Raw genomic sequence first — 24,265 nt, forward strand, 5'->3', positions numbered from 1 at the left:
GTCAACCCCTCAGTTGCCGGACTTCAGCACCAGGCGCGTCCAGCGGCTTACCCAGCCGGCGGTCTTGCTGCTCATGGCTTCCAGCTTGGGGTTGCTGAATGCCTTGGGCTGCTGTGCATGCTTGAACACCGGGTCCAGGTTCACGCCAGCCACCGCCGGGTACATCCACATTTCGGTCGGCAAGGCCTGCTGCGCGGCATTGCCACGCAGGAAATCGACAAACGCCTGCGCCGCCTGCGGCTCCTTGCCGCCCTTCACCCTGGCCACGCCCTCGATCTGCAGGAATACCCCGCCCTTGAGCAGCAGGTTGGCCGTAGGCGATTCCGCCAGTTTTTCCTTGCTGTAGAACACCTCTGCCGCCGGGCTGGTGGCATAGCTCACCACGATGGGACGCGCGCCGCCGTTACGGCTGAAATCGGTGTAATAAGCTTCGCTCCAACCCTTGGCCACCTTCACGCCGTTGTCACGGAGCTTGCCCCACCACTGGAAAGCGGCCGTCTCGCCCTTGTCGGCGATGGTAGCCATCAGGAAGGCCAGCCCCGGGCTGGAAGTCGCCGGGTTTTCCACCACCAGCAGGTCCTTGTAGGCCGGGCGGGTCAGATCATCCAGACTGGCCGGCAGCGCCAGCTTGTGCTGGGCAAACCAGGCCTTGTCGATATTCAGGTTCACATAGCCGTAATCCACCGCCACCGCGCCCGGCAGGCTGATACCGGCCACGCTGCGGCCAACCTTGCTGCTGGTAGGCTCCAGCACACCGGCGGCATTGGCCTTGGCGATCAGGGTATTGTCGATGCCGTACACCACGTCGGCGATCGGGTTGACACGGGTCAGAATCAGTTTGTTCAGCATCTCGCCGGCATCACCGGCCTTGATGATGGACAGTTTCACACCAGCCTGTTTCTCGAACTCGGCCAGCTTGTCCTTGGGCAGACTGAAGGAATTGTGCGTCAGCACCCGCAGCTCGGCAGCCAGGGTAGACAGGGAAACGCCGGCCAGCGCCAGCAGCAATACGGTTTTCTTCAACATTTACAGACATCCTCTTTTGGCAACGGCACCCAAAAGAAGAAGCGGGACACGGCCAGGCCGCGCATCACGCTCCCTCCGCTGGCATGACCCAGATCAGGTGATGGGGTATTTCTCAGCCCGCACGGCAGGCACCCCCGGTGATCGAGGCGCGAGTATAACGCCGCGCGCCATTGCGTGACAGCCAGTACCACGCTACTGGCGCGGCAGCTGCCGCTGGTCTACAACGCAAACAGCATGGCCCACCACCGCACCATAGCCACAAGCAACCAATCAACAAGAAACAATCAATTTAACAAGACTATAAGCACACACCATACTGCAGCCATCCATCCGGAGGAGCCACCATGAAACACTTCCTGCCCAGCCGCGAAATGCTTGACGACATTCTGGCCAACCTGGTGTGGCTGCAATAACACCCAGCCCACCCAACTCCCACCTAGCCCTACCCAGCGCGACAGATAAAAAATACTTGCCATAAAAAGCAAAGCAGTCTAATATTCGCCCCCTAACGCCGGTGTAGCTCAGTTGGTAGAGCACCTGACTTGTAATCAGGGGGTCGCGAGTTCGATTCCTGCCGCCGGCACCAGATTTACAGCCCCTTGCAGCAATGCAAGGGGCTGTTTTCATTTGGTTTTTTGAATTTCACCCATCTCTACATCCCCGCGATTAGTCACCTGACTATTTTCTACAAAATCTACAATTTCGGTGACAAGCGGATTCCCAGGGCAGGTTCGGCAGGTCTGTCGCCCTTCTCGAAGTGCTGGCCGTTAGCGGCCCTGAGCTGCTGTTCAACGTCACGGCCAGCTACTGCACTTGACGGGCACATAGCAGGCTTCCGGTAGAAACGACATTGGACAACTAGAATGAGCCGATACCTCATTTCACCACCTTCGCGCCCCACCCTGTCAGCGTCAAACCCTACCATCGACCCAGCAATGCCATTACAATATTAATTTTGAATATTAAGGGCTATGACATGAACAAAATTTACTCTGCCCTGCTGCTTGTCAGTTTGGCCAGTCTGCTCGGTGCCTGCAGTACACCGCAGAGCCCCGAACAGAAGCAAGCGGCACTAGCTCAGGACAGAAAGTGGGAAAACACACTGGTAGGTACGTGGGAAGTCCACAAAGATGAACAAGGCATAAAACTGGTCGGCAGAACAACCTACCAACCAGATGGCAACTTCATCAAGACTGGCCACATTGAATACAACGAAATGATCCTTCCGATCACCGGGAGGGGAACCTGGCAACTAGTCAACGGCAAACTAACCGAAAGCTTCACTGAAGATATGCCACCAATATTCAAATCCGGACAACAACTTCACAGCCAGATCATTCAGATTGACCTGCAACAGTTCGTCTATAAATCTTCTTCTGGTTCCATCACCCGAGAAATTCGCGTGAACTAATGACGTCTACCTAGACAAATTGACCCCCAAGGGCGGCAAATCAATTTTTCACTGTGCGGCCATGTTTCGGTTGTTGTAAGCGATTAGCTCTACGTTTGGAGTATGTATGCACAGCATCTTACTTATCTTCTGTTTGTCGTTTTTCTCTTTCATGATGCCAGCCTTGGCAGACACAGAGCATCCATTCATGCCTGATTCCAACGTGCAAAAGGTTGCCGAGGCTTATGCACTGGATGCTGTCGATTTTGCGAAAGAACAATTCAATATTTCGCTTGACTGGTCTGACGCAAGTATCGCAAAGGTTGAGCAGTCATTAGCGATGATGCATTTGTCGTTTCTTACCACGAATCCTCGCCCCACAGAAGAACAAACAATGGCCGTAGCTAAGGCTTTCGGCAGCTATGTTGGCGAGGTGTATCGCAAAAATCACGGCGGCTCATGGGGCATTTTCTCGTTGAATGGCCAGCAATATCCTGGGCTTCAGGCAACATCCGGAGTTAACTTCTGGCCTTGGGGACGTGCGCACAATCGCATTTTCCAAGGGCCAGAAAACAATATTGCAGATTACTACCGTGCATTACTTGAAAAATAGCCATAACAATCCCGAAGAGAGGAACCACTTGCAGGCTGCACTTGTGGGTAATTGGGAACCGAAATGTCCGGTATATGCCAGAGCATGTGTAGCAAGCCAACCGATATAGACTTCTACAAAAACAAAAGGAAACCCCGCAAAACAAGGGTAAAACAGGGGCATTCTCGGATAATTTGTAGAAGCACAATCCACCTAACCACCTGTTTTTGCTAAAAAAGACACATAACTTGTAATCAGGGAGTCGCGAGTTCGATTCCTGCCGCCGGCACCAAATACAAAACAGGGCCTTGTCAAAGACAAGGCCCTGTTTTTTTGTGCCTAGGCGTACAAACACCGCTGGTATCACTCCGCGCCAGCAGACCGTGACGCAGGTGCGGCTTGTGCGGCCAACCAGCGACGCCCATCGTGAATCATGGCGCCATAGTCGACCACAAATTGCTGCAGGCAGAGCCCCAACCGCTCGGGCTGCGCCAGCAGCTGCTCCATGTCGCTGCAGAATTGCTGTAACTGACGTGCCCCGATAGCCCCAAGCACCGAGCGGCCACTGTGCAGCAGTTCCTGCATATCCCCCCAGCTCCCCTGCTCGTAGGCTTGCTGCAGCCGGTCCGCCAGATCCACCTGTTCGTTCACCACCCGGGCAAGCAGACGGACATAGAACTCGATATTGCCCATGGTGCTGGCCAACCCCTGCTGCAGATCGATACCGGCGATTTCACTGCCCGCCAAGGGAGGCGGCGAGACGGCAAACTGCCCCGGGGCGGGCCGCGATGCGGCGCAGTAGCGGTACAGCACATCAAACAGCAGCGCTGGCTTGAGCGGCTTGGTCAGGTAGTCACTCATGCCGGCAGCCAGGCAACAGGCACGATCGCCCTCCATTGCACGCGCGGTCAGCGCCACGATGGGCAGCTTGGCAAAGCGCGGGTCGCCACGAATCTGCGCAGTAGTAACGAAGCCATTCATGCCGGGCATGTGCACGTCCATCAGCACCACATCGAATGCCTGCCGTTGCAGTTGCCGCAGTGCGTCCTCCCCGCAGTCCACTGTCACCACCTGCATGCCCACCCGGGAGAGCAGGCCGCACACCAGCTCCTGGTTGAGCGCATTGTCTTCCACCAATAGCACGCGATAGCCAGACAACTGCGTGCGCCGCGTGAGCAAAGCCTCCTCTACCGCCATGGCCTGCACGCCGTAGCACAGCGCCACCAGCACATGGTCTTCGGGGAAGCGGGGCAGCGTCAGCTCCTGCACACCCTGCAGGCTGTCGACCTCGGTGGCAGCGGCATTATCATCCAGCACCACTGTCACCCCGCCGTGCAGCTTCATTTCCGGGCGCGCCAGCTGCTCCAGCATGCCTTGCGCACCGGATAGCTGCATATCCAGCATCAGCATGGAGTAGCAGCCATTGCTGCGCATGGCCAGGGTCAGCATCCGCCGCGCCTGTACCGCAGTGGCGGCATGCTCCAGCAGCAAGCCACAGCCATTCAGGCGGGCCCGCAGATAGGCCAGCAGGCCGCGATCTGCAGTCAGCACCAGGACATGCGGCGTACCATCGGCACTGAAGGCAGGCAGCGGCGCCATGTGACCTACCAGCAGGCCGACGTCCAGTGCAAAGATACTGCCCTGCCCCAGCTGGCTTTGCACGCTGACGTTACCGCCCATCAGCTCCGCCAGTTTCTTGCTGATCGCCAGTCCAAGACCACTGCCGGCAACGTGCTGCGCCGGCTGGCCGTCCAGCTGCTGGAAGCTCTGAAACAGGGTGTCCATGTGCTCCGCGGCGATGCCGATGCCACTGTCCTCCACTTCGAAACGCAGTTGCAGGTGCTCGCCCCGCTGGAACAGGCAGCGCACTCGCAACACCACGCTGCCCTGCCGGGTGAACTTCACCGCGTTGTTGGCAAAGTTGGTCAGTATCTGACTGATGCGGATGGCGTCGCCACGGAGTGAGTCCGCGATGCCGGGGCCGATATCAATCGACAGTTGCAAGCCCTTGGCATCCGCTGCCACCCAGACCAGCCCGGCCACGTGCTCCAGCAGCCCCTGCAGCGAGAATTCGGCCACATCCAGCGGCAGCTTGCCGGCCTCAATGCGCGACAGATCCAGAATATTGTTGATGATGTCCAACAGGTGGCGGCTGGAGCCCTTCACCTGCTGTAGGTAGTGCCGCAGCTGGGGCACACACGGCTGCTGCAGCGCCAGGTCGGTCATGCCCATGATGGCGTTCAGCGGCGTGCGTATCTCGTGACTCATATTGGCCAGGAACTCGGTCTTGGTACTCGCCGCCGCCTCGGCCAGATCCCGCGCGGCAGCCAGTTCGCAGGTTCGCTCCGCCACGAGCTCCTCCAGGGAACAAGCCTGCGCCTCCACCTCCGCCTGCGGCCCGGCCACAGGCTGCTCGGTAATGTCCACTGCCACGGTGCCGATGGCAATGGTCTTCGGCGACCCCGGCTCGTGTACCGGGAAACATAGCAGCCGGTAATGTTGCACCGGTGCGGCATGCGGCACACAGCGCTCGACCACGGTCACCTCACCACTGCCAAGCACCGTCGCGTGCTCCTGCGTGGTTTGCAGCAAGGGCGGTTGCGTAAACAGCTGCGCATCCGTATGTCCGATAGCCAGCCCCGGCTGCAACTGCAACAGCGCCTCGAAGCTCGGGGTGATCATCAGGTAGCGACCATCCGGCGACTTGATGTGCATAGCCAGCGGCAAGTTGTCGCGTAATGCGGCCAACATGCCGTCACGCAAGGCCAGCCGCCGTCGTGCGCGCCAGTGCGCCAGGCTCAGGCCGCCGATCAGCAGCGTCGCTGCCAGCGCCAGCAGCAGTGCCACGTTGCGGGCAAAGTAATAAGGTGCGAACAGGCCCGCCATATCCTGCTCCACTACGATGCCCATGGCGCTGGCCGGCAACCAGCGCGCGGCGCCGACCACGGCGACTCCGCGATAATCAGGGTAAGCAAACTGCACACCGCTGTTGCCACGGCTGGCCAGCATCAGCCCCACCACCTGGGTGAACTTGCCAAGCTCACCTGGGCCGCTTCCCGGCTCGCGGGCATCACGATAGCGCGGCGGCATCGGCCCCTGGCCACTGTAGCGCGCCACTGGCGACAGGATCTGGCCACGGGCATCCACCACGTACGCCATGCTGCTATCGCCGGACTGGTAGGCCTGCAGCACGCGAAACAGCCGCCGCTGCGGGTTTTCGCGCAGGCACAGGAAACCGACAGGGCGAGCCTGGCTGCCGATACGGGCACAGCCAACCTGGAACGGCTGCGCCTGTGGCTGCAGCTTGCCGCCGGTCAGCAACAGTCGTGGCGGGATGATGGGGCGCGAGATGGCCAACCCCTCGCGCCGCGCCGTGGCAAGCACATCGTGTGCGCCTTCGGTCTGCAGCGGCCTGCCGACATAGGCCGGGCTACTGGCCGCCACCAGCAGCCCGGCATCCGCGCTCATCAGGCTATAGCCGTCGAACCCCCGGCCCAGGTAGATCGGCGTGATCCAGCGCTGGTATCGCGCTTGCAGCTGCTTGTCCTGCGGCGAACGCAGCAGTTGCGCAAACAGCTGCTGATGTCGCGGCTCTGCCGCCACGCTGCGCACGCGGTCGAGCGTATCCTGCCGCTGCAGCGCCAGTAGACGATCCATGCTGTCCAGCGTGCGCTGGATATGTTGCTCCACCGCATGACGCTGCGCCGTTTCCAGCGCACCAAGCAGCACGCCACAGGCCAGCCATAGCAAGGCGCTGGCACACAGCGCCAGCAGCACGCTGTTCCGGGTATCCTGCCGCCACTGTTTTGCATGCATATCAGTCTCCCTCTTCTGCCGCCTGCTGGCAGATGGTCTGCAAGCGCGGTTGTTCGCGCTGCAGCCAGGGCAGCAGCTCATGAGCCGGCATCGGGCGCGCCAGCAGATAACCCTGCGCATACTCGCAGCCCAGCCGGCGCAGCAAGGCCAGCTCTTCCTGCGTTTCCACCCCTTCGGCCACGGTACGCAGCCCCAGGCGCTGCCCCATGCTCAGCGCCGCCTCCAGAATGGTGCGCAGCTGCCATTTCTGCGGCGAGTGGCGCACAAAGGAGCCATCCAGCTTCAATTCGGTAAATGGCAGGCGCGACAGCTGCTGCATGGATGAAAAGCCTGTGCCGTAATCATCGATCGACAAGCCAAAGCCCTTCATGCGCAACCGTCCCAGCGTCGCCAGCGCTGCCGCCAGGTCTCCCACCAACGCGCTTTCGGTGATTTCCAGCACCAGCGCCACCGGAACAATGCCAGCCGCTGTCACCCGCTCGATGATGGCCTGGCCAAAGCCGCGCCCCGATAGCGATGGCGCCGAGATATTGATGGCTACCGTGGGGTAAAAGCCGCTGGCATGCCAGTGCACCAAGTCCTGCAATACCTGGTCCAGCACCAGCAGGGTCAGGGCATCGATGAGGCGGTGCCGCTCCGCAACATCGATGAAGCGGCAGGGCGCGATCATGGCGCCGTTTTCATCCGGCCAGCGCGCCAGCGCCTCCAGCCCGGTAACCACACCATCCGCCAGCCGTATCTTGGGTTGGTAATAGGGGCGGATCCGGCGCTCGACAATGGCCTGACTCAGGACTGCCTGCTCGATCGAGGGCAGTGGCTCGGCATGTTGGCCGCGGCTAAGTACCCACTCGTAGCGGGCCAACGCCTGGTGCAGTGCGGCAAATTCCAGCGGCTTACGCAGAGTGCCCAGCAATGGCAGCCCCAGTGCTTCCGCCATGCTGGCTACCGCCTGCAGGATGCCTGCATCGGCCCCGCTGGCAAACAGCAGGCCTGGGCAGTTTTCCTCCTCCACCAGTTGCTGCGCGGTTTCGATGCCATCCATGCCCGGCATTTCCAGATCCAGCAGGATGACGGCCGGCTGTGGCTGCAGCACCCGCAGCAGACGCAGCGCATCCACCCCGTCCACAGCTTCGTACAGCGGCTGGATGCCCATGCTGCGCAGCATGGCCGCCGCCACCTGGCGCTGTACCGGGCTGTCGTCCACCACCAGTACGCCAAGCTGGAAAATGCGCGCAGAGAGTTCAACAGGCATTTCCATGGCACCAGACCTCGGCAGGCATTGCTGCCAGCAAATCGACATCTGCCCTGCCGTGGCTGCGCTGCAACCAGCCGCTAACCACGCAGACCGGAAGAGTGCGGTGCCGCACCCCACCAACATCACATACCTCTGCCTGCAACCGCACCCGCTGCATATCGCGTCGCGCCAGGCTGCCGCACATCAGCGTCCATGACGCATCGGTATCGCGGGCGCTGGCCATGGCTCGCTGCGGTAGCAGCACTTGCTCCATCAGTGCCACAGCGCAGTGGCAATGCCACGGCATGGTGCTCACGCAGTAACCCGGCTTCGCGGCCAGTCCGGCCTCATGCCACGCCGGCCCGATCTCGCCGACCCCCACCCATTGCTGTCCCATTACGCCTCCCGCTTGCGATAGATGGACGGCTGCACACTATCCAGCGCCAGCTCCATGCCATACAGGGTTTCCGCCCGCTCCACATACCGCCAGCCACCGGGTCTCCGTGCCTGCATGGCGTGGCACACCACTCGAGCCTTGCCTGGCAGGCCGAAACAAAGTCAGTCGTTGCTCATGAAAAAGCACGGCAAACTTTCCCAAGCCAGCGCGGGCGTGCATCAGCTCGTGCTCGACAAACCACCACGTTGCCGCAATGCTTCGCCGGCCCGCGGCTTGCCGGCGTCTGGCGGTACCGCGCAGGCAATAGCGTTACAGCAGCCGTGCACCCGCTACCGGAATACGGCCTGACTCAAGCCTCGCTCCCGCACCATGGTGGCCTCGGTAGCACATGCTTCAGCACGGCAGCGAGCCATCCTGTGACGCCAGTTCGGCCGCTACCAGCTGCTCCAGCTCGCCCAGCAACAGCACGCGACCGATATCCAGCATCACGATGAATTGGTTGTTGAGGCGGATCATGCCGCTGACAAAATCCGGGCGGACCCCCAGGCCAAAATCCGGCCTGTCTTCGATCTGCTCCGGCTCCACCTCCAGCACTTCGTTCACGCCGTCCACCAGGATGCCCAGTGGCAGGGGGCCGTTGTCGCCGCTGATTTCGCTGATCACGATGCAGGTTCTGCGGCCAACCTCGGTGAGCCCGCGGCCAAAGCGCACCGCCAGGTCGATCACCGGCACCACCGCCCCGCGCAGGTTGATCACCCCGCGCAGAAACTGCGGCGTCATCGGAATATCCGTCAGCCCCGGGTACTCCAGAATCTCGCGTATCGGCGCGATCTGCAGCGCATAAATGTCCTTGCCCAGCGTGAAGGTCAGATACTGTTCCGGGCTAGTGATGGCGTGCATGGTCGGCTCCTCTAAAAGCTCACGAACGCGGCACCATCGATATCTCCGACTGGCCCGCCACTGCTGGCAGCGGCCTTGCGACGGCCGGCCGGCGGGCGCTGCAGCGGCATGGCGTTCAGCTCGGTTGTTTTGAAGAACTGCATCAGCTCCTGCAACTGGATCGCCTGGGCACTCATTTCTTCCGCCGTGGCCGACAGCTGCTCCGAGGCCGAGGCATTGGCCTGCGTGGCATGCGATAGCTGGGAGATGGCACCGTTGATCTGCTCCAGTCCACCGCGCTGCTCGGCAGAGGCTGCGGCGATCTCCTTTACCAGGTCGGCGGTCTTGCCGATGGACGGCACCATCTGCTCCAGCAGCTTGCCGGCGTCCTCCGCCTGATCCACGCTGTTGTTGGCCAGGCCACTGATTTCCTGCGCCGCCACCTGCGAGCGCTCGGCCAGCTTGCGCACCTCGGCCGCCACCACCGCAAAGCCCTTGCCGTGGTCGCCGGCGCGCGCCGCCTCGATGGCCGCATTCAGCGCCAGCAGGTTGGTCTGGTAGGCAATGTCGTCGATGATGGTGATTTTCTCGGCAATCTTGCGCATCGCCACCACCGTTTCCGCCACCGCCTTACCACCGTCCTGGGCATCGCGCGCCGACTTGGAGGCAATACCATCGGTAACGCTGGCGTTCTCCGCGTTCTGCGCCACGGTGGAGGAGATTTCCTCCATCGACGAGCTGGTCTGTTCCACGCTGGAAGCCTGCTCGGTGGCGTTCTGGCTCAGGGTATTGGAAGACGCGGACACCTCTTCCGAGGCCGAGGCCAGGCTTTCCGCCGCAGTGCGCACCTCGGCGATGATGCCGGACAGCTTGTCCACCATCTGTTTCACCGAGGCCAGCAGACTGCGCTCGGCCCCCTTCCGGATGTCCACTTTTACGGTCAGATCGCCAGCTGCCACCTGGCTGACTATGGCACCGACTTCCGCTGGCTCACCGCCGATCTGCCGCATGGTGCTACGCACCACGAAGAAGGCAATCCCCAGCAACGACAACACTGTCAGCAGCGCAATGCCGATGGACAGCAGCATGGCCTCATCCTTCAGCGCCTCGCCACTCTTGGCACCATCGTTACCGATATCGATATTGATCTGGTAATGCTTCTCGAACGCTTCGGCCACATCCTGGGTAATGTGCTGGCTATCAAGCTGGAACACCCGCCCTTCGGCCTGCTTGCCCTGATGCACCATGTCCAGCACCTTCAAGCGCTGCTGGTAGTAGGCTGCCAGCTTGACGCGGTCCTCCGCCAACTGCGCCCGGTCCGCCTCGTTGGCGATGTAATTCTTTTCGTAATTCACCAGTGCCGCTTCGATCTTGCGATCGTTGTCCTGGATCTTCGACTCCATCTTGGTGATGTCCGACTTGTCTTCCTCCGACAAAATCTGCCACAGCAGCACCCGGTTATTGGCGAAGCTGGCATAGGCATGGTGCAACTCCAGCAGGCTGGGCACCACACTGATATTGCCGAAGTTGGCCGCATCATAAATCTGCCGCATCTGCCGCTGACTCAAGCCGGCCAGTATCACCACCCCGAACATGCCGGCCAGTACCAAAATCATCATCCGCTTGAACAAAGTCATGTCATTCTCCTTTTCCGATAATGTCGCTGCACTGCCTCATGCCCGGTGCTTCGGCTCCTGCTGCTCCAGGCACTGGCCCACCCGCAAGTGGCTGGCAGCAGCGGTTTGCTGTCGCACCAGCAGTGGCACGTCGAGAATCAGCGCTACCTGCCCGTCTCCAAGAATGGTGAAGCCCCCCAACCCCCTTACCCCTTGCAACAATTGCCCCAGTGGCTTGATCACTGCCTGCATTTCACCCACAAAGCGATCCACCAGGATGCCGGCACGGCGCTGGCCATAGCGCACCACTACCAGTGACTGCCGGCCATCGTGCTGCCACTGCAAATCGAACACTGCCTCCAGATCAATGATTGGCAGCGGCTCGCCGCGCAGTGACACCACGTGGTTTTCATCCAACCGGCCACTGACATCGACACACTCCTCCACCATGTCCAGCGGCAGAATGAAACTGCTGCCCCCGATCAGCACCTGGAAACCGTCGATGATCGCCAGCGTCAGCGGCAACTGAATGCGGAAGGTGGAGCCCATGCCGGCTTGCGAGCTGATCTGGATGCTGCCGCGCAGCTGGCTGATGTTCTGCCGCACCACGTCCATGCCCACGCCACGGCCGGAAATATCGGTAACCTGTTCGGCAGTGGAAAACCCGGCGGCAAAGATCAGGTTGAAGATTTCCTCGTCACTCAGCTGCGCGTCCTCGGCAATCAGCCCCTTCTCCACCGCCTTGGCGAAGATGCGTGACTTGTTCAGCCCGCGGCCGTCGTCGCTGATTTCCACCACGATGCTGCCGGACTCGTGATAGGCGTTCAGCTGCAGCCGGCCGTGCTCCGGCTTGCCGGCCGCCAGCCGCTCGCTGGTGGGCTCGATGCCGTGATCCAGCGCGTTGCGCACGATGTGCAGCAGCGGGTCGGACAGCTTTTCCACCATCGATTTGTCCAGCTCGGTCTCGGCGCCGCTGATCACCAGTTCGATCTTCTTGCCCAGCTCCTTGGACACGTCACGCACCACGCGCGGAAAACGCTGGAACACGTCGCCGATCGGCGTCATGCGCAATTCCAGCGCGCGGTCGCGGATGCGCTCCACTACCAGTTCCAGCTCGGCCAGTGCTTCACGCAGTTCGCCATCGCTGCCGCGTGCGGCCAACACCCGGGTGCCGGCGGTGGCGATCACCATCTCGCCCACGGCGTCGATCAGCTGGTCCAGCTTGCGTGCCTCGATCTTGATCAGCGTCTGCTCCGGGCGATCGGTGGCGCGCTGGCTCGGCATGCCTACCGGCCGAGGCACCAGGCCGGCATTGTCGCGACCGACTGCCGGCGGCAGCGACACCTCCTGCACCTGGCAGGTGGAATCGGGGGGCAGCGCGGTCAGCGTGATGTCGCAATCGTCAATAATGAATTCGAACGCCTGGAGCACACTTTCACGGCTGGCGCTGGTAAGCAGCTGCAAGGAAAAGCTCAGGTAACAGCGCTCCGGATCCAGCTCCTGCAATGAGGGCAGCATCTGGAATTGGGTCGCCACCTGCTGCAGGCGGCCCAGGCGCTCCAGGTAGAGAATGAAGGACAGCGGATCCATACCCATGCGCAGCAGGTCGGGCGATGGCTGCAGCAGTATCTGCCAGCCCGTACCTGTACCCTCCTGCGCGGCAGATGCCTCCTCCCCGCTGTCGGCGGCACCCAGGCCATTACCGGGCAGGGCCGCAGGGACGGGCGTTGCGGTTTCCAACAGCTGGCCCAATGCCGCCAGCAGCTCGGTGCGGGTTTCCGGTGCTGGATCGTGCTCGCTGTCACCCTCCTCCAGCACATTGATCAGGCCGGCCAGGTAGTCGCCACAGCCCAGCAGCAGCGCAGACAGTTCGCCGTCCAGCGCCAGCTCGCCATTGCGCACCTGCACCAGCACGCTTTCCATCACGTGGGTGAAATCCACGATCAAGTCCAGCGCGAACAGCCCGGCCGAACCCTTGATGGTGTGCGCGGCACGGAACACGGCGTTGATGCGCTCGTCGTCCACGCCGTATTCCTCGATTTCCAGCAGCGCGGCTTCCATCTGCGTCAGCAGTTCCCTAGCCTCCTGCACCAGCGAGGTAAGCGCATCATGGTGTTCCATCATTAATCTCCTGTTCCAGCCGCAGCGCGCCAATCAGTCCAAGGCGACGGATGCGCGCACCAGCCACAGGGCTGGGCGAATGCAGCTGCACCTGCGGGCCTTCCCGCACCAGTGCCAGCAATAACTGCAAGCCGGCACTGTCCAGTTCGCTGACGGCAGACAGATCCACACGCAACACGCCCGCCGTGTGTCCCAGCACCACCAGCAACTGCTCACGCAGTTCTCCAGCCATCATCACTGTCATGGCGCCCTCCAGCTTTATGGCGGTAGCTGGCGGCGTTATCGCGGGTTTGCGATGCATGGCGGTCTCCTCACATCACCAGTAGTTTCGATACTGCATCCAGCAGCAGCGGCGGCTGGAACGGCTTGACGATCCACGCCTTCACCCCGGCGGCCTTGCCTTCCGCCTTTTTCTTTTCGTCGCCCTCGGTGGTCAGCATCAGCACCGGGGTGAAGCGGTAGGCCGGCAGCAGCTTGGCCTGCTTCACGAAGCTGATGCCATCCAGATTGGGCATGTTCACGTCGGAAATGATCAGGTTGAACTTGCGGCCATCCAGCTTGGTGAGCGCATCCTTGCCATCTACCGCCTCGGTTACCTCGTAACCGCCGGCACGCAGCGCGATCGCCAGCGTCTGGCGCATGCTCATGGAGTCATCCACGATAAGAATCGATCGGCTCATGCTGTGGTCTCCACTAATGACAGGTGGCAACTACGACAGGAGACACCAGGATGGCGCCAGGCCGGATAGGCGATGCTCCCGGCCAGGGGGAAGATATTTGCCGGCAAACAGTTTGGCGATTGGCAAACCAGAGCGGCCGACAATGGCGAAAATATGGAACCACCGCCTGATATTGCCCACTGGACAAAAACAGGCAAATCTTCCGGTTCCAGAACAATAGTCGCCAACCATGGCAAAACATGGTGTCGCGTTGATTTTATTGGGACTGTCATCATTACCTCCTGCCACTAAGGCTAGGAAAATAACCCGACAGTTACTAACTGACAGACCGAGTAAATCTACTCCCCATCGCCGGGAGTAAACATGCCAGGCACCATTGGCCTGTATTTATAGAAATAGCCGCACCAGCTCGGCGGTAGAGGAAATGTGCAGCTTGTCTTTCAGCCGAGCACGGTGGTTTTCCACGGTACGGGTGCTGATGGCGAGCTCATGGCCAATCTGGCTGCTGGACTTGCCCTGCACCAGCAGCTCGGCAATCTGCAGCTCACGCGGCGTCAGCAGTGCCCGACGTGCCAGCTGGGTGCTGGCAGCCACCTGCTGGGCGTGCAGGTCGCGGCAATGTGCCAGCGCACACTGCACTTTTTCCAGCAAAAGTCGGCCATTTACCGGCTTTTCCAGAAAATCAAATGCTCCACACTTCATGGCCTCCACCGCCGAACGCACGTCGGGCTGACCAGAGACGAAGATGATGGGCACCTGCCGCTGAGCCTGCTGCAGGTGCTGCTGTACCTGCAGGCCACCCAGCTCCGGCATGCGCAGGTCGCACACCAGGCACTCGGAGGGAAAGGGGTAATAGCTGGCCAGGAATGCGTGGGCAGAGGCATAGGACAGCACCTCGGCATGCAGCTGCTGCAGCAGCTCGCGAAACATCCACAGCGTAATATCGTCATCATCGACTATGTGAATCCTGGAGCGCAGACTGGACATGATTCGCCCTTTGCTTTCAATACCTGCACACGGCTTTTCAGTATAAAACCGAGGTAGATATGTTTTATGGTCGACAATAGCAACAAACAAAAACACAGCGTGTTTCTATAAAACACACGTGAATATCACTAGCTGCAAGCGTACGAAAGCAGTGTAGAAATTAATGAGGCCGCAATTCAAGCCTGGTTAACAGACTGTAGTTTCGATTTTGAATGGCAATAATACGCGGCCGTGAATAGGCCCGGATTTCTAAGCGAGACAAGGTGCGAGTGGAAAATTTTGACGCAGTATATGTTTGATATGTAAGGAGTAATTTTTCGTGAGCAACGCAGCATCGCGACGAAAGCTGGAGTTTTTCGAGGTGCCCAATAGCCACAAGCACGCCACGGGTGGCGATGGGTTCGGCCGCAGCAAGGTGCCGATGGATGGCGCCCCAGCCAAACTGGCTGAGTCGCGTCGCTACTGCAGCTCGGCAAACAGCAGGAACAGCGCCGCCTGGCTGGACACGCCCAGTTTGGCGTACAGGTTGCGGCGGTGCACCTTGGCGGTTTCCAGCGAGATATCCAGCTCGCGCGCCACGCCCTTGGTGGAGTGCCCCCCAAGGATCAGCAAAGCCACTTCCACCTCGCGATTGGTCAGCGGCGTTGCGCCACGCAGGCGCAGCGCCTCTTCCAGCTGCTGGCGGCTGCGGCGCGGGGTGTCGTTGGCCGGCGCTACCAGTTTGTCTTCCCGCTGTGCGGCCAGGCGCAGCATGGGTAGCAGCCAGGGCGCGAACAGGTTGCAGCAGCCAATTTCGGCATCGCTGAAGCGGCGCTGGCTGCCCAGTGACAGCGACAGCGTGCCCTGCGGCAGCGGCAGCAGGAACTGCAGCTCGTCGGTAACCACATTGCGCGAGAAGTAATGCCGGCAGTATTCGGTATCGCGAAAGCTGTCCGGCGCCACCTCGTCCAGCCGGTACACACCGGCAGTCGGGCATTTCAACGCAAAGCTATAAAACGGATCCAGCAGGTACAGGCCGTTCAGGTAGTCGGCAAACAGGTTGTCGTCGGCGTAATTCACCGCATGGTCGGCCAGCACCAGCGGCGGCACATCCGGGCGGAACAGCACCGCCACCCAGGTATCAAATGCCAGCTGTTCACGCAGGAAGGCTGCCAGTTGCTGCCAGAACGCCGCCCTATCGATGCTGCAGAGCAGCCTGCCCAGCCGCTGGTGAAACGCCAGATCCGCCACGTTCAACTGCATGTCCGCCTACCCCGTTAAGGTTATTCCTACCCCTCCCCGCTAACGTTTCTGCGTGATGTCCGTCACTGCGGGGGCTTACTAGTATGGCCTCACAACGCGCGGCACGGCCAGCAGCATGCGGCCAACCCACCCTCAGCCGCGCCGGAAAAACGGAGTGAGCCCATGACCCTGCATGACCTGACGTACTGGCAACAACGCGCCGCCGCCCTGCGACCGCGCTGCCAGGCCTTCATCAACGGCCAGTTCGTTCCGGCCGCTGACGGCCGCACCTTCGCCGACATCAGCCCGATCAATGGCCAGTCGCTGGGCGAGATTGCCCGCTGCGGCGAGGCCGATGTCGAGCTGGCAGTACTGGCCGCCCGCGCCAGCTTCGAAGCCGGAGTGTGGTCGCGCTGCCACCCGCGCGAGCGCAAAACCGTGCTGCAACGGTTGGCCGCATTGATCCGCGAGCACGGCGACGAGCTGGCGCTGCTGGATTGCCTGGATATGGGCAAGCCGATTGCCGATGCCCGCACTATCGATGTGCCGGGCACCGCCGCGGTGTTCGACTGGTACGCCGAAGCCGCCGACAAGCTGTACGACGAGGTGGCCCCCACCGCCCATGACGCACTGGCGCTGATCACCCGCGAGCCAGTAGGCGTGGTGGCAGCGGTGATTCCGTGGAACTTCCCGCTGGACATGGCGGCGTGGAAGCTGGCACCGGCGCTGATCGCCGGCAACAGCGTGATTCTGAAGCCGGCCGAGCAATCGCCGCTGTCCGCGCTGCGCCTGGCGGAGCTGGCCCAGGAGGCCGGCCTGCCGGACGGCGTGCTGAACGTGCTGCCGGGCTATGGCGAAGAGGTTGGCCGCCCGCTGGGCCTGCACCCGGACATCGATTGCCTGAGCTTTACCGGCTCCACCGAGGTGGGCAAATACTTCCTGCGCTACGCCTCGGAATCCAACATGAAGATGGTGTGGCTGGAGTGCGGCGGCAAGAGCCCGAACCTGGTGTTCGCAGACAGCGACCTGGACGCCGCCGCGCAACGCGCCGCCTTCGGCATCTTCTTCAACCAGGGCCAGGTGTGCTCCGCCAACTCGCGCCTGCTGCTGCAGCGTTCGATCAAGGATGCCTTCCTGCAGAAGCTGCTCAAGCAGGTGGATGCGCTGCAGCCGGGCAACCCGCTGGACCCGGCCACCCGCACCGGCAGCATCGTCGATACCCGCCAGGCCGACCGCATCATGACCTTTGTGGACATCGCCCGCCGCGAAGGCGCCAGCCTGCTGTGCGGCGGCGAGCGCGCCAGCATCAACGGCAGCGACTGCTACATCCGCCCCACCATTTTCAGCGACGTTACCCCGGACATGACGCTGGCGCGCGAAGAGGTATTCGGCCCGGTGCTGGCGGTAATGACCTTCGATACCGAGGCCGAAGCCGTGGCGCTGGCCAACGACAGCATCTATGGCTTGGCCGCATCGGTATGGACCAACGACCTGTCCCGCGCCCACCGCGTGGCTCGCCGACTGCGCGCCGGCACCGTATCGGTGAACACCGTGGACGCGCTCGACCCCGGCATTCCCTTCGGCGGCTACAAGCAGTCCGGCTTCGGCCGCGACCTGTCGCTGCACGCCGTCGACAAATTCACCCAGCTCAAAACCACCTGGGTGCAGCTGCGTGGCTAGCCACACAGCGCTGTAGTTCCCTGGTTACAACAACAAGACAGTAGGAGACACATCATGAACGATTCGCATCTCTACTCCGCCCCTCCTCTGGCCGCCTCGCCAGCAACCGCCAAGCCCAGACCAAGCCTGGGCCTGGGCTCCCTGCTTGCCGTGGCCATCGGCCTGGTGGTATCGCAGGGCGTCATGGTGCTGATGCTGCAGGGTGCCGGCATTGCCGGGCTGGGCTTTCTCATCCCGCTTGCACTGGCATTCGTGCTGGCACTCACCTATGTGATGTCATTTTCCGAGCTGGCACTGATGATTCCCCGTGCCGGCAGCCTTAGCAGCTACACCGAAGTGGCGCTGGGGCAGTTCCCCGCCATCCTCGCCACCTTCTCCGGCTACGTTGTGGTGGCAATGTTCGCGCTATCGGCCGAGCTGCTGCTGCTGGACCAGATCATCAACCAGGTCTACCCCGGTGTCTTTCCGCACCTGAGCATTGCCTACGGTGTACTGCTGCTGTTCACGTTGCTGAACCTGCTGGGCATCGACGTATTTGCCAAGCTGCAATCCGTACTGGCACTGGTGATGGTGATCGTGCTGCTGGCGCTGGGCCTGGCTGCCATGGCCGGCAGCGGCAGCCACCCGCAGCTGGTTCAGGCGGTGAGCAGTGACTGGAATCCCCTGGGCGCCAGCGTGCTCACCCTGGTGGCACTGGCGATCTGGGGCTTTGTCGGCGCCGAGTTCACCTGCCCGCTGGTGGAGGAGTCCCGCCAACCGGAGCGCAATATCCCGCTGGCGATGATTCTTGGCATCGTGGTGATCTTCGTCACTACCGCGCTGTACAGCATTGGTGCGCTGTTCTATGTGCCGCGCGAGCAGTTGGCCGCATCGGCACTGCCACACTATCTGTACGCCACCGCGCTGCTGGGCGAAACCGGCAAGCTGTTCCTGGTGGTGGCCGCCATTACCGCCACCTGCAGCACCCTCAACAGCTCGCTGGCCGCGGTACCGCGCATGCTGTATGGCATGGCACATAACGGCCAGGTGTTTCCGCAGTTCAAACTGCTGAGCAAGCGCCACAACACCCCGTGGGTAGCGGTGCTGTTCGTGTCGCTGATCACCGGCGCCCCTGTCCTGCTGATGGGCAACGACCCGGCCACCATCGGTCTACTGCTACTGGCGGCCGCCATTGCCTGGCTGCTGGCCTACATCATCTGCCACCTGGATGTGATTGCCCTGCGCCGCCGTTACCCGCTGCTGGCACGGCCGTTCAAGACCCCGTTCTACCCGCTGACCCAGCTGGTGGGCATCGCCGGCATGCTGGTATCGATCTACTACGTGTCGCCAACACCGGAAATGACCGCCGCCATCTTCGGCTATGCCGGCGCGGTACTGGGGCTGGTATCGCTGATCGCCATCCTGTGGATCAAGCTGGTGATGCGCAAACCGCTGTTCCGCCCGGAACCACTGGAGTCAGCGCTGGCACGCCAGTAACCACCCTTTCGCTTTCCCGCCAGGGCCCGGCCCTGGCGCCAGATCACACACTGACGAGGTTATCGCCATGACTACATCCCGCAACCGCAGCCGCAGTACCCGCGACTACCAGCAGCTGGATGCTGCCCACCACATCAACGCCTTTCTCGACCAGAAAGCCCTGAACCAGGAAGGCCCGCGCGTAATGGCCGAAGGCAAGGGCGTCTACCTGTGGGACACCGACGGCAACAAGTACCTGGACGGCATGTCCGGCCTGTGGTGCACCAATATCGGCTACGGCCGCCAGGAGCTGATCGACGCCGCCACCCGCCAGCTGCAGCAGCTCAGCTACTACAACACCTTCTTCCACACCACCCACCCGGCGGTGAACGAGCTGTCCGAGCTGCTGTTTTCCTTGCTGCCCGGCGACTACAGCCACGTGATCTACACCAACTCCGGCTCCGAGGCCAACGAGGTACTGATCCGCACCGTGCGCCGCTACTGGGACGTGGCGGGCAAGGCAAGCAAGAAAATCTTCATCGGCCGCCACAACGGCTACCACGGCTCCACCGTGGGCAGCGCCAGCCTGGGAGGCATGAAGTTCATGCATGAGATGGGCGACCTGCCGATTCCGAACGTGGTGCACATCGGCGAGCCGTACTGGTTTGCGCACGGCGGCCAATTGAGCCCGGCGGAATTCGGCCGCCAGTGCGCGCAGGAGCTGGAAGCCAAGATCCTGGAGCTGGGCGCCGACAAGGTGGCCGCCTTCGTGGCCGAGCCGTTCCAGGGCGCCGGCGGCATGATCTTTCCGCCGGAGAGCTACTGGCCGGAAATCCAGCGCATCTGCCGCCAGTACGACGTGCTGCTGTGCGCCGATGAAGTGATCGGCGGCTTCGGCCGCACCGGCGAATGGTTCGCCCATGAGCACTTCGGCTTCCAGCCGGACACCATCAGCATCGCCAAGGGGCTGACCTCCGGCTACATCCCGATGGGCGGCCTGGTGCTGTCGCGCCGCATGGGCGAGGCACTGGTGGAGCACGGCGGCGTGTTCGCCCACGGCCTCACCTACGCCGGCCACCCGGTGGCCGCCGCCGTGGCGCTGGCCAATCTGGACACGCTGCAGCGCGAAGGCATTGTCGAGCGGGTGAAGACCGACACCGGCCCCTACCTGCAGAAATGCCTGCGCGAGGTGTTCGACCAGCATCCGCTGGTGGGCGAGATCCAGGGCACCGGCCTGGTGGCGGCACTGCAGTTCTGCCAGCACAAGCCCACCCGCCAACGCTTTGCCAACGAGAACGACATCGCCTGGCGCTGCCGCACCATCGGCTTCGAGGAAGGCGTGATCATCCGCTCCACCCTGGGCCGCATGATCATGGCGCCGGCGCTGGTGATCAACCACGCAGAAATCGACGAGCTGATAGACAAGACCAGGCTGGCAGTAGACCGCACCGCCGCCGAGATCGGCGTGCTGTAAGCGCTAGTGCGCAATGCCAACAGGCGCCCCACCCTGGCCACGGCGGGCCTGCTGCTGGCGCCAGCCACCAGCCAGGCCGCCGACCAGGTCAAGCGGTAACCCAAGCGGTAACCAGGTCAAGCGGTAACGAGACAAGGCAAAACGAGGCGGGCACCGCGAAAACCCATGGTTTTCCAAGGTGCCCGTCAGTTTGGTTTCGCGGGGACGGGGCGCTCGGGGTGATACCACCACGGCGAATCAGCCGGCAGCAAACTGTCCGCATCGATCAATGGGTTGGGCAGCTCCAGAATGCGGCGCTGCGACAGCCTGGCACGCTGCAAGATCCGGTCGAAGTGCTCATGGAAAAAACGGTCGAAGCCGCCGTCGGCCTGCGCCCGTTGCAAGCCCTGCTGGATGTGCGCGGCAAGGTAGGGCTTGCCGGGGGTGACAAAAAAATACTCGGCCGCCGGGTAATGCAGCGCGATGAAGCCATCAACGGTAAGCCCGAGGCCAGGGTGGGCCTCAAGCTCGGCCCATGCTTCCGTCACGCCACGGGGAAAGTAGTGGAAACGTTTGGCCGCCAGCATGCTGAACAAGGATTCGTACCGGCTGACGGCAATCACCGGCAGACCGCTGCCGCGCAGGATGCCGGTATCCGGCCAGTCGTGCTCCTGGCCGGCGATAAAGTAGCGCAAGTCCTGAACGGTACGCACCCTGGAGAACAGGGCGGCATTGTCCTGCCGCACCAGGGCGATACGCCAGCCCAGCAGGCCCCGGTCTACCGGCAGGCGTACCGGAATAAGCTGCGTCTCCCGCTCGCGCGTGGTCATGGTCCACAGCACATCCAGGTTGCCGCCGGGCGCCATGGCCAGCGCAATGGACCGCCCTTGCAGCATTTTCGGCACTACCGGCGACAAGGTGTATTGCTGGCCGCTTTTATCCAGCGCCAGTTGCAGCACGGCAAGAAAAAAGGCCTTGTTGATATCCGGGTAGTCAGGAAAGCGCACCGTTTCCGCCCCCTGCGCCATTGCAGTCCAGCAAATGGCGATTATCAGCAGCAAGCGGCGGGCAAGCATTCGCATGTAAGCAATCTCGGTCAGAACCTGACTTCAATATATGGCGGTCATAACCATACTGCCATGTCGGCGGTCCAGATCCGGGGGCTGCGCTGGCCTGGCCACGTTGTCGTACACTCGGCGACGAGCAGACCTGCTCCGGGCTAGGCCTGTCCATTGTGCCGACGGTTACCAGCAGAATGGGCGCCGAAATCCGCTTGGCGTTTACCAACCCGGCACCGGAAACCGGGCAGCATGCTGCTGCCGGCAATGGAGAGTGGCCGGGCTACCGATGATGTAATTCGAAGAACGCCCACCTGAAGACTGCAGGTGGTGAGTTGTAAAAGACAATAGTTGGCCGCATGCGGCCAACCTTTATCTTTTGTGGGGCGGGGTATTTGGCTGAGTCGCGATATTGTTCGTCAGGATGAGTGACAGCTTTCGACTGCGGATTCAACCAATGGATGCAACACATTCCTGAAACCGCAATTCCTAGACGGACCTTCGCATCTCGGACTCGGCAACGACAGCTTACCGTTAGCTACGGACGTTCAGCGCGTTTGCTGAGCGCGAACAGCTCGGTCTGAGCGGTCGGTCAGCGCACACGTCTCCAGTGACCGCCCCCAACTCAAAGCAGGCCTTTCGATAGCCAAGACGCTCCCATCTTTTCCTAGGCGAAAAAAATGCAAATGAAGTAACATAGGAGCGCTATCCGTCTATTGATACGAATAAAGAAATCGGCTATGCCGTTGATGCAAATCAACAGATTAAGATGAAAACCACTGCCCGTACGATTAATAGCAGGCGGACCAATAGGGCTGTCTACTAACCTACTAACTAGTTAGCCATCATTAATGAGGTCAGTTGAGTGCCACTTAAGAATTGTGAATTTGAAGAAGCAGAATATCGCGGCCCGCTGTTTAATCAACTCTCCACCTCCAGCCTGCTCTGGGAGCCGGGACAGGTCTTTGAGAAGCACATCGGGATAGATCACGCATTATTCACAACGCATGCATACCTTCATGCTCTTCATGGACACCATGCGCCTTTAGACGGCGTTGTCTTGTCACGTTACAACTGGGATTACATTTGGCATCTTCGTCGCTCCAAGAAAAAACTCCCGTCCTTTCATCTAAATGTTTTCATTCAAGCCAAGCGCCCTCAGTACGGGCGCTATGTGCCGAAGGTTTTGAAAGCTCATGGCCTCAAATCGCCTTACTGGAGATTCGAGATAACACCTCACCAACAGGTTGCCCTTGAAAAACTACAACAGAAGTTGAAAGGACGGGCAATTGTCTGTTACGCGTGCCCAGCGTTCCATAAGGAGTCGCTCCTTCACAAGTGGACAGTTGAGCCACGGATTGTGGAGAATTCTACCTTTCCTGATATCTCAGTACTTAAAGGCCATTCGGCTTGGAACTTCTCTATGCCTGGTGCCCATGGCGTTGCAAATATTGACCCAACACCGAGCGAGGGACCATCTCTCCTAGAACGAGTTAGCTCGCTTGTTGAGCATAACGGCAACGCAACGGGATCCGCCATCGAAGAGCTCGCGATGCTGTCTCAGGCGGTGAAATCCGCAATGGAGTCAGTAACCGATGAGGCTTCATATTTGCAAGCACGGTTCTTTGAAGGCGCAAGAGCGATCCAGCAACTTGCCAGCGAGTTCGCTGATGGCGAAGAGCTTGAGGCCGTAGTGTCATACGGTACCGTACTTCATTTCTGCTACCTAAATCGTCTTAACTGGTTAGTTGCCGGAAATGCTGGCTGACCCATTTTTCAACATGGACTGGCGCGATAAGGCCGCGCCAGTCCAGTTATGTCAAACGTTAGGTGAAACCCGCAATGATGACTCCGGACGAGATCGCAGAAGAGAAATGGCTATCCGAAATGCAAGAGAGCATTTCTGCTGAGGCTATTGATGGGTTTACTTCTGGGCGGTTGTCCTCGTATTACCGCAAGCATCCATCCTTGGCTGAAAATGTGTTTGAAATTTATCGTGAGGCAAAGTCTGTCGCAGAAAAATCTCCGACCGCAGCACTGCTACTCTTTACGGCCGCCATCGAAGTCGCCCTTAAAAGTGCTGTTCTAAAACCAGTAATTTACGGCCTAGTTCATAACGAGTCAGTAGCAGACTTGGTCTCTGATCTGGTGGTCAAGAACAACGGCCTTGATCGTTTTAAAGAGGTTCTATCTGCAATCATGAGCAAGTATGGAATGGTTGATTTTGAAAACTATAAGATCTCTGGTCATACGAAGAACATTTGGGAAGAAATCACGGCAGTGCAAAAGGCAAGAAACTCTGTCGCTCATCGAGCAGAACCTGCTACGCCTGAAACGGCTGTTCTAGCTCAAGAGATTGCAACTGCGATCATCGTTGATTTTCTACAGGGCGTGCTCAACACCTTGGGGCTTGAGCTAGAGCGAAGCGGAAAAATCGTCTAACCATTCCATTGAGAGGACGTTCAACGGACTGCGTCCGTCGACCGCCTTTCATGTCAAACGTAGGACGCTTCGTTAAGGTACTTCAATGCAACAGCCTCTACTTCCAAATACAGATGGGCGAAGACTCCTTGCCTTGCTGATATCTCTTGTCCCCCTAGCCGTTCGCGGCAAAATTCATTCATCATATCGTTTTGCGCTCCTGGTGGCGACAGGCAACA

The 24,265-nt window shown here is 60.6% G+C and carries 19 protein-coding genes, 1 tRNA gene and 1 riboswitch; of the genes, 8 read left to right on the top strand and 12 right to left on the bottom strand.

From position 1 onward, the window contains the following. Positions 1-9: 9 nt before the first annotated feature. Positions 10-1,023, bottom strand: coding sequence for a thiamine ABC transporter substrate-binding protein (locus tag ACFOKJ_RS03975; protein ID WP_390276968.1), 1,014 nt, complete (start codon positions 1,021-1,023; stop codon positions 10-12). A gap of 55 nt (positions 1,024-1,078) precedes the next feature. Continuing rightward, positions 1,079-1,172, bottom strand: a riboswitch (TPP riboswitch). 364 nt (positions 1,173-1,536) lie between these two features. On the opposite strand from ACFOKJ_RS03975, the gene ACFOKJ_RS03980 reads away from it, so the two are divergent. The 3 genes from ACFOKJ_RS03980 to ACFOKJ_RS03990 all read left to right on the top strand — a co-directional run bounded on the left by ACFOKJ_RS03980 (position 1,537) and on the right by ACFOKJ_RS03990 (position 3,029). Continuing rightward, positions 1,537-1,612, top strand: a tRNA-Thr gene (locus tag ACFOKJ_RS03980). 390 nt (positions 1,613-2,002) lie between these two features. Then, a complete protein-coding gene (locus ACFOKJ_RS03985) occupies positions 2,003-2,437 on the top strand; it encodes a hypothetical protein (protein WP_390276809.1) in 435 nt (144 codons plus the stop codon). 106 nt (positions 2,438-2,543) lie between these two features. Continuing rightward, positions 2,544-3,029, top strand: a complete 486-nt coding sequence (locus tag ACFOKJ_RS03990) for a hypothetical protein (RefSeq protein ID WP_390276810.1) — start codon at positions 2,544-2,546, stop codon at positions 3,027-3,029. 342 nt (positions 3,030-3,371) lie between these two features. Here ACFOKJ_RS03990 and ACFOKJ_RS03995 read toward each other — a convergent pair whose 3' ends face one another. The 10 genes from ACFOKJ_RS03995 to ACFOKJ_RS04040 form a co-directional block, all read right to left on the bottom strand. Further along, a complete protein-coding gene (locus tag ACFOKJ_RS03995) occupies positions 3,372-6,824 on the bottom strand; it encodes a response regulator (RefSeq protein WP_390276811.1) in 3,453 nt (1,150 codons plus the stop codon). 1 nt (position 6,825) lies between these two features. Then, positions 6,826-8,082 carry an EAL domain-containing response regulator gene (locus ACFOKJ_RS04000; protein ID WP_390276812.1) on the bottom strand — a complete coding sequence of 419 codons (1,257 nt, stop codon included), beginning with the start codon at positions 8,080-8,082 and terminating at the stop codon, positions 6,826-6,828. Further along, positions 8,066-8,455 carry a hypothetical protein gene (locus ACFOKJ_RS04005; RefSeq protein WP_390276813.1) on the bottom strand — a complete coding sequence of 130 codons (390 nt, stop codon included), beginning with the start codon at positions 8,453-8,455 and terminating at the stop codon, positions 8,066-8,068. Before ACFOKJ_RS04005 ends, ACFOKJ_RS04000 begins: the two co-directional genes overlap by 17 nt. A gap of 393 nt (positions 8,456-8,848) precedes the next feature. Next, positions 8,849-9,355, bottom strand: a complete 507-nt coding sequence (locus tag ACFOKJ_RS04010) for a chemotaxis protein CheW (RefSeq protein WP_390276814.1) — start codon at positions 9,353-9,355, stop codon at positions 8,849-8,851. Positions 9,356-9,366: 11 nt separating this feature from the next. Next, the gene (locus ACFOKJ_RS04015; protein ID WP_390276815.1) at positions 9,367-10,971 is read right to left on the bottom strand and encodes a methyl-accepting chemotaxis protein; all 1,605 of its coding nucleotides are present in this window, start codon (positions 10,969-10,971) and stop codon (positions 9,367-9,369) included. Positions 10,972-11,007: 36 nt separating this feature from the next. After that, on the bottom strand, positions 11,008-13,074 hold the full coding sequence (locus ACFOKJ_RS04020; protein ID WP_390276817.1) for a chemotaxis protein CheA: 2,067 nt from the start codon (positions 13,072-13,074) through the stop codon (positions 11,008-11,010). Beyond that, positions 13,058-13,372 (bottom strand): STAS domain-containing protein, encoded by a 315-nt coding sequence (locus ACFOKJ_RS04025; RefSeq protein ID WP_390276819.1) that lies wholly within the window; start codon positions 13,370-13,372, stop codon positions 13,058-13,060. Before ACFOKJ_RS04025 ends, ACFOKJ_RS04020 begins: the two co-directional genes overlap by 17 nt. Before the next feature lie 10 nt (positions 13,373-13,382). Then, a complete protein-coding gene (locus ACFOKJ_RS04030) occupies positions 13,383-13,751 on the bottom strand; it encodes a response regulator (RefSeq protein WP_390276820.1) in 369 nt (122 codons plus the stop codon). A gap of 387 nt (positions 13,752-14,138) precedes the next feature. Further along, a complete protein-coding gene (locus tag ACFOKJ_RS04035; protein ID WP_390276821.1) occupies positions 14,139-14,738 on the bottom strand; it encodes a response regulator transcription factor in 600 nt (199 codons plus the stop codon). 459 nt (positions 14,739-15,197) lie between these two features. Beyond that, positions 15,198-15,980 (bottom strand): LuxR C-terminal-related transcriptional regulator, encoded by a 783-nt coding sequence (locus ACFOKJ_RS04040; RefSeq protein ID WP_390276822.1) that lies wholly within the window; start codon positions 15,978-15,980, stop codon positions 15,198-15,200. Between the two features lie 162 nt (positions 15,981-16,142). Here ACFOKJ_RS04040 and ACFOKJ_RS04045 point away from each other — a divergent pair, with 162 nt between their 5' ends. The 3 genes from ACFOKJ_RS04045 (at position 16,143) to ACFOKJ_RS04055 (ending at position 20,568) form a co-directional block, all read left to right on the top strand. Next, a complete protein-coding gene (locus ACFOKJ_RS04045) occupies positions 16,143-17,639 on the top strand; it encodes an aldehyde dehydrogenase (protein WP_390276823.1) in 1,497 nt (498 codons plus the stop codon). Positions 17,640-17,693: 54 nt separating this feature from the next. After that, entirely contained in the window at positions 17,694-19,115 is a 1,422-nt protein-coding gene (locus ACFOKJ_RS04050; protein ID WP_390276824.1) for an APC family permease, read from the top strand. Between the two features lie 67 nt (positions 19,116-19,182). Further along, positions 19,183-20,568: an aspartate aminotransferase family protein gene (locus ACFOKJ_RS04055; RefSeq protein ID WP_390276825.1), complete on the top strand. Its 1,386-nt coding sequence runs from the start codon at positions 19,183-19,185 to the stop codon at positions 20,566-20,568. A 185-nt stretch (positions 20,569-20,753) separates the two neighbouring features. Here ACFOKJ_RS04055 and ACFOKJ_RS04060 read toward each other — a convergent pair whose 3' ends face one another. After that, complete coding sequence (locus ACFOKJ_RS04060) at positions 20,754-21,629, bottom strand: hypothetical protein (protein ID WP_390276826.1); 876 nt, start codon at positions 21,627-21,629, stop codon at positions 20,754-20,756. Positions 21,630-22,470: 841 nt separating this feature from the next. Here ACFOKJ_RS04060 and ACFOKJ_RS04065 point away from each other — a divergent pair. Further along, positions 22,471-23,373, top strand: coding sequence for a hypothetical protein (locus ACFOKJ_RS04065; protein WP_390276828.1), 903 nt, complete (start codon positions 22,471-22,473; stop codon positions 23,371-23,373). 74 nt (positions 23,374-23,447) lie between these two features. Further along, the gene (locus ACFOKJ_RS04070) at positions 23,448-24,047 is read left to right on the top strand and encodes a hypothetical protein (protein ID WP_390276829.1); all 600 of its coding nucleotides are present in this window, start codon (positions 23,448-23,450) and stop codon (positions 24,045-24,047) included. Positions 24,048-24,265 lie beyond the last annotated feature (218 nt).

Source organism: Vogesella amnigena (assembly GCF_042648905.1).
Taxonomy (GTDB): Bacteria; Pseudomonadota; Gammaproteobacteria; order Burkholderiales; family Chromobacteriaceae; genus Vogesella; species Vogesella amnigena.

Excerpts from the sequence above, each read along its gene's own strand:
- ACFOKJ_RS04020 (WP_390276817.1), bottom strand. The coding sequence starts at position 13,074 with ATGATGGAACACCATGATGCGCTTACCTCGCTGGTGCAGGAGGCTAGG.
- ACFOKJ_RS03995 (WP_390276811.1), bottom strand. The coding sequence starts at position 6,824 with ATGCATGCAAAACAGTGGCGGCAGGATACCCGGAACAGCGTGCTGCTG.
- ACFOKJ_RS04000 (WP_390276812.1), bottom strand. The coding sequence starts at position 8,082 with ATGGAAATGCCTGTTGAACTCTCTGCGCGCATTTTCCAGCTTGGCGTA.
- ACFOKJ_RS04055 (WP_390276825.1), top strand. The coding sequence starts at position 19,183 with ATGACTACATCCCGCAACCGCAGCCGCAGTACCCGCGACTACCAGCAG.
- ACFOKJ_RS04070 (WP_390276829.1), top strand. The coding sequence starts at position 23,448 with ATGATGACTCCGGACGAGATCGCAGAAGAGAAATGGCTATCCGAAATG.
- ACFOKJ_RS04015 (WP_390276815.1), bottom strand. The coding sequence starts at position 10,971 with ATGACTTTGTTCAAGCGGATGATGATTTTGGTACTGGCCGGCATGTTC.
- ACFOKJ_RS03985 (WP_390276809.1), top strand. The coding sequence starts at position 2,003 with ATGAACAAAATTTACTCTGCCCTGCTGCTTGTCAGTTTGGCCAGTCTG.
- ACFOKJ_RS04010 (WP_390276814.1), bottom strand. The coding sequence starts at position 9,355 with ATGCACGCCATCACTAGCCCGGAACAGTATCTGACCTTCACGCTGGGC.
- ACFOKJ_RS04050 (WP_390276824.1), top strand. The coding sequence starts at position 17,694 with ATGAACGATTCGCATCTCTACTCCGCCCCTCCTCTGGCCGCCTCGCCA.
- ACFOKJ_RS04040 (WP_390276822.1), bottom strand. The coding sequence starts at position 15,980 with ATGCAGTTGAACGTGGCGGATCTGGCGTTTCACCAGCGGCTGGGCAGG.
- ACFOKJ_RS04035 (WP_390276821.1), bottom strand. The coding sequence starts at position 14,738 with ATGTCCAGTCTGCGCTCCAGGATTCACATAGTCGATGATGACGATATT.
- ACFOKJ_RS03990 (WP_390276810.1), top strand. The coding sequence starts at position 2,544 with ATGCACAGCATCTTACTTATCTTCTGTTTGTCGTTTTTCTCTTTCATG.
- ACFOKJ_RS04030 (WP_390276820.1), bottom strand. The coding sequence starts at position 13,751 with ATGAGCCGATCGATTCTTATCGTGGATGACTCCATGAGCATGCGCCAG.
- ACFOKJ_RS04045 (WP_390276823.1), top strand. The coding sequence starts at position 16,143 with ATGACCCTGCATGACCTGACGTACTGGCAACAACGCGCCGCCGCCCTG.
- ACFOKJ_RS04005 (WP_390276813.1), bottom strand. The coding sequence starts at position 8,455 with ATGGGACAGCAATGGGTGGGGGTCGGCGAGATCGGGCCGGCGTGGCAT.
- ACFOKJ_RS04060 (WP_390276826.1), bottom strand. The coding sequence starts at position 21,629 with ATGCGAATGCTTGCCCGCCGCTTGCTGCTGATAATCGCCATTTGCTGG.
- ACFOKJ_RS04025 (WP_390276819.1), bottom strand. The coding sequence starts at position 13,372 with ATGCATCGCAAACCCGCGATAACGCCGCCAGCTACCGCCATAAAGCTG.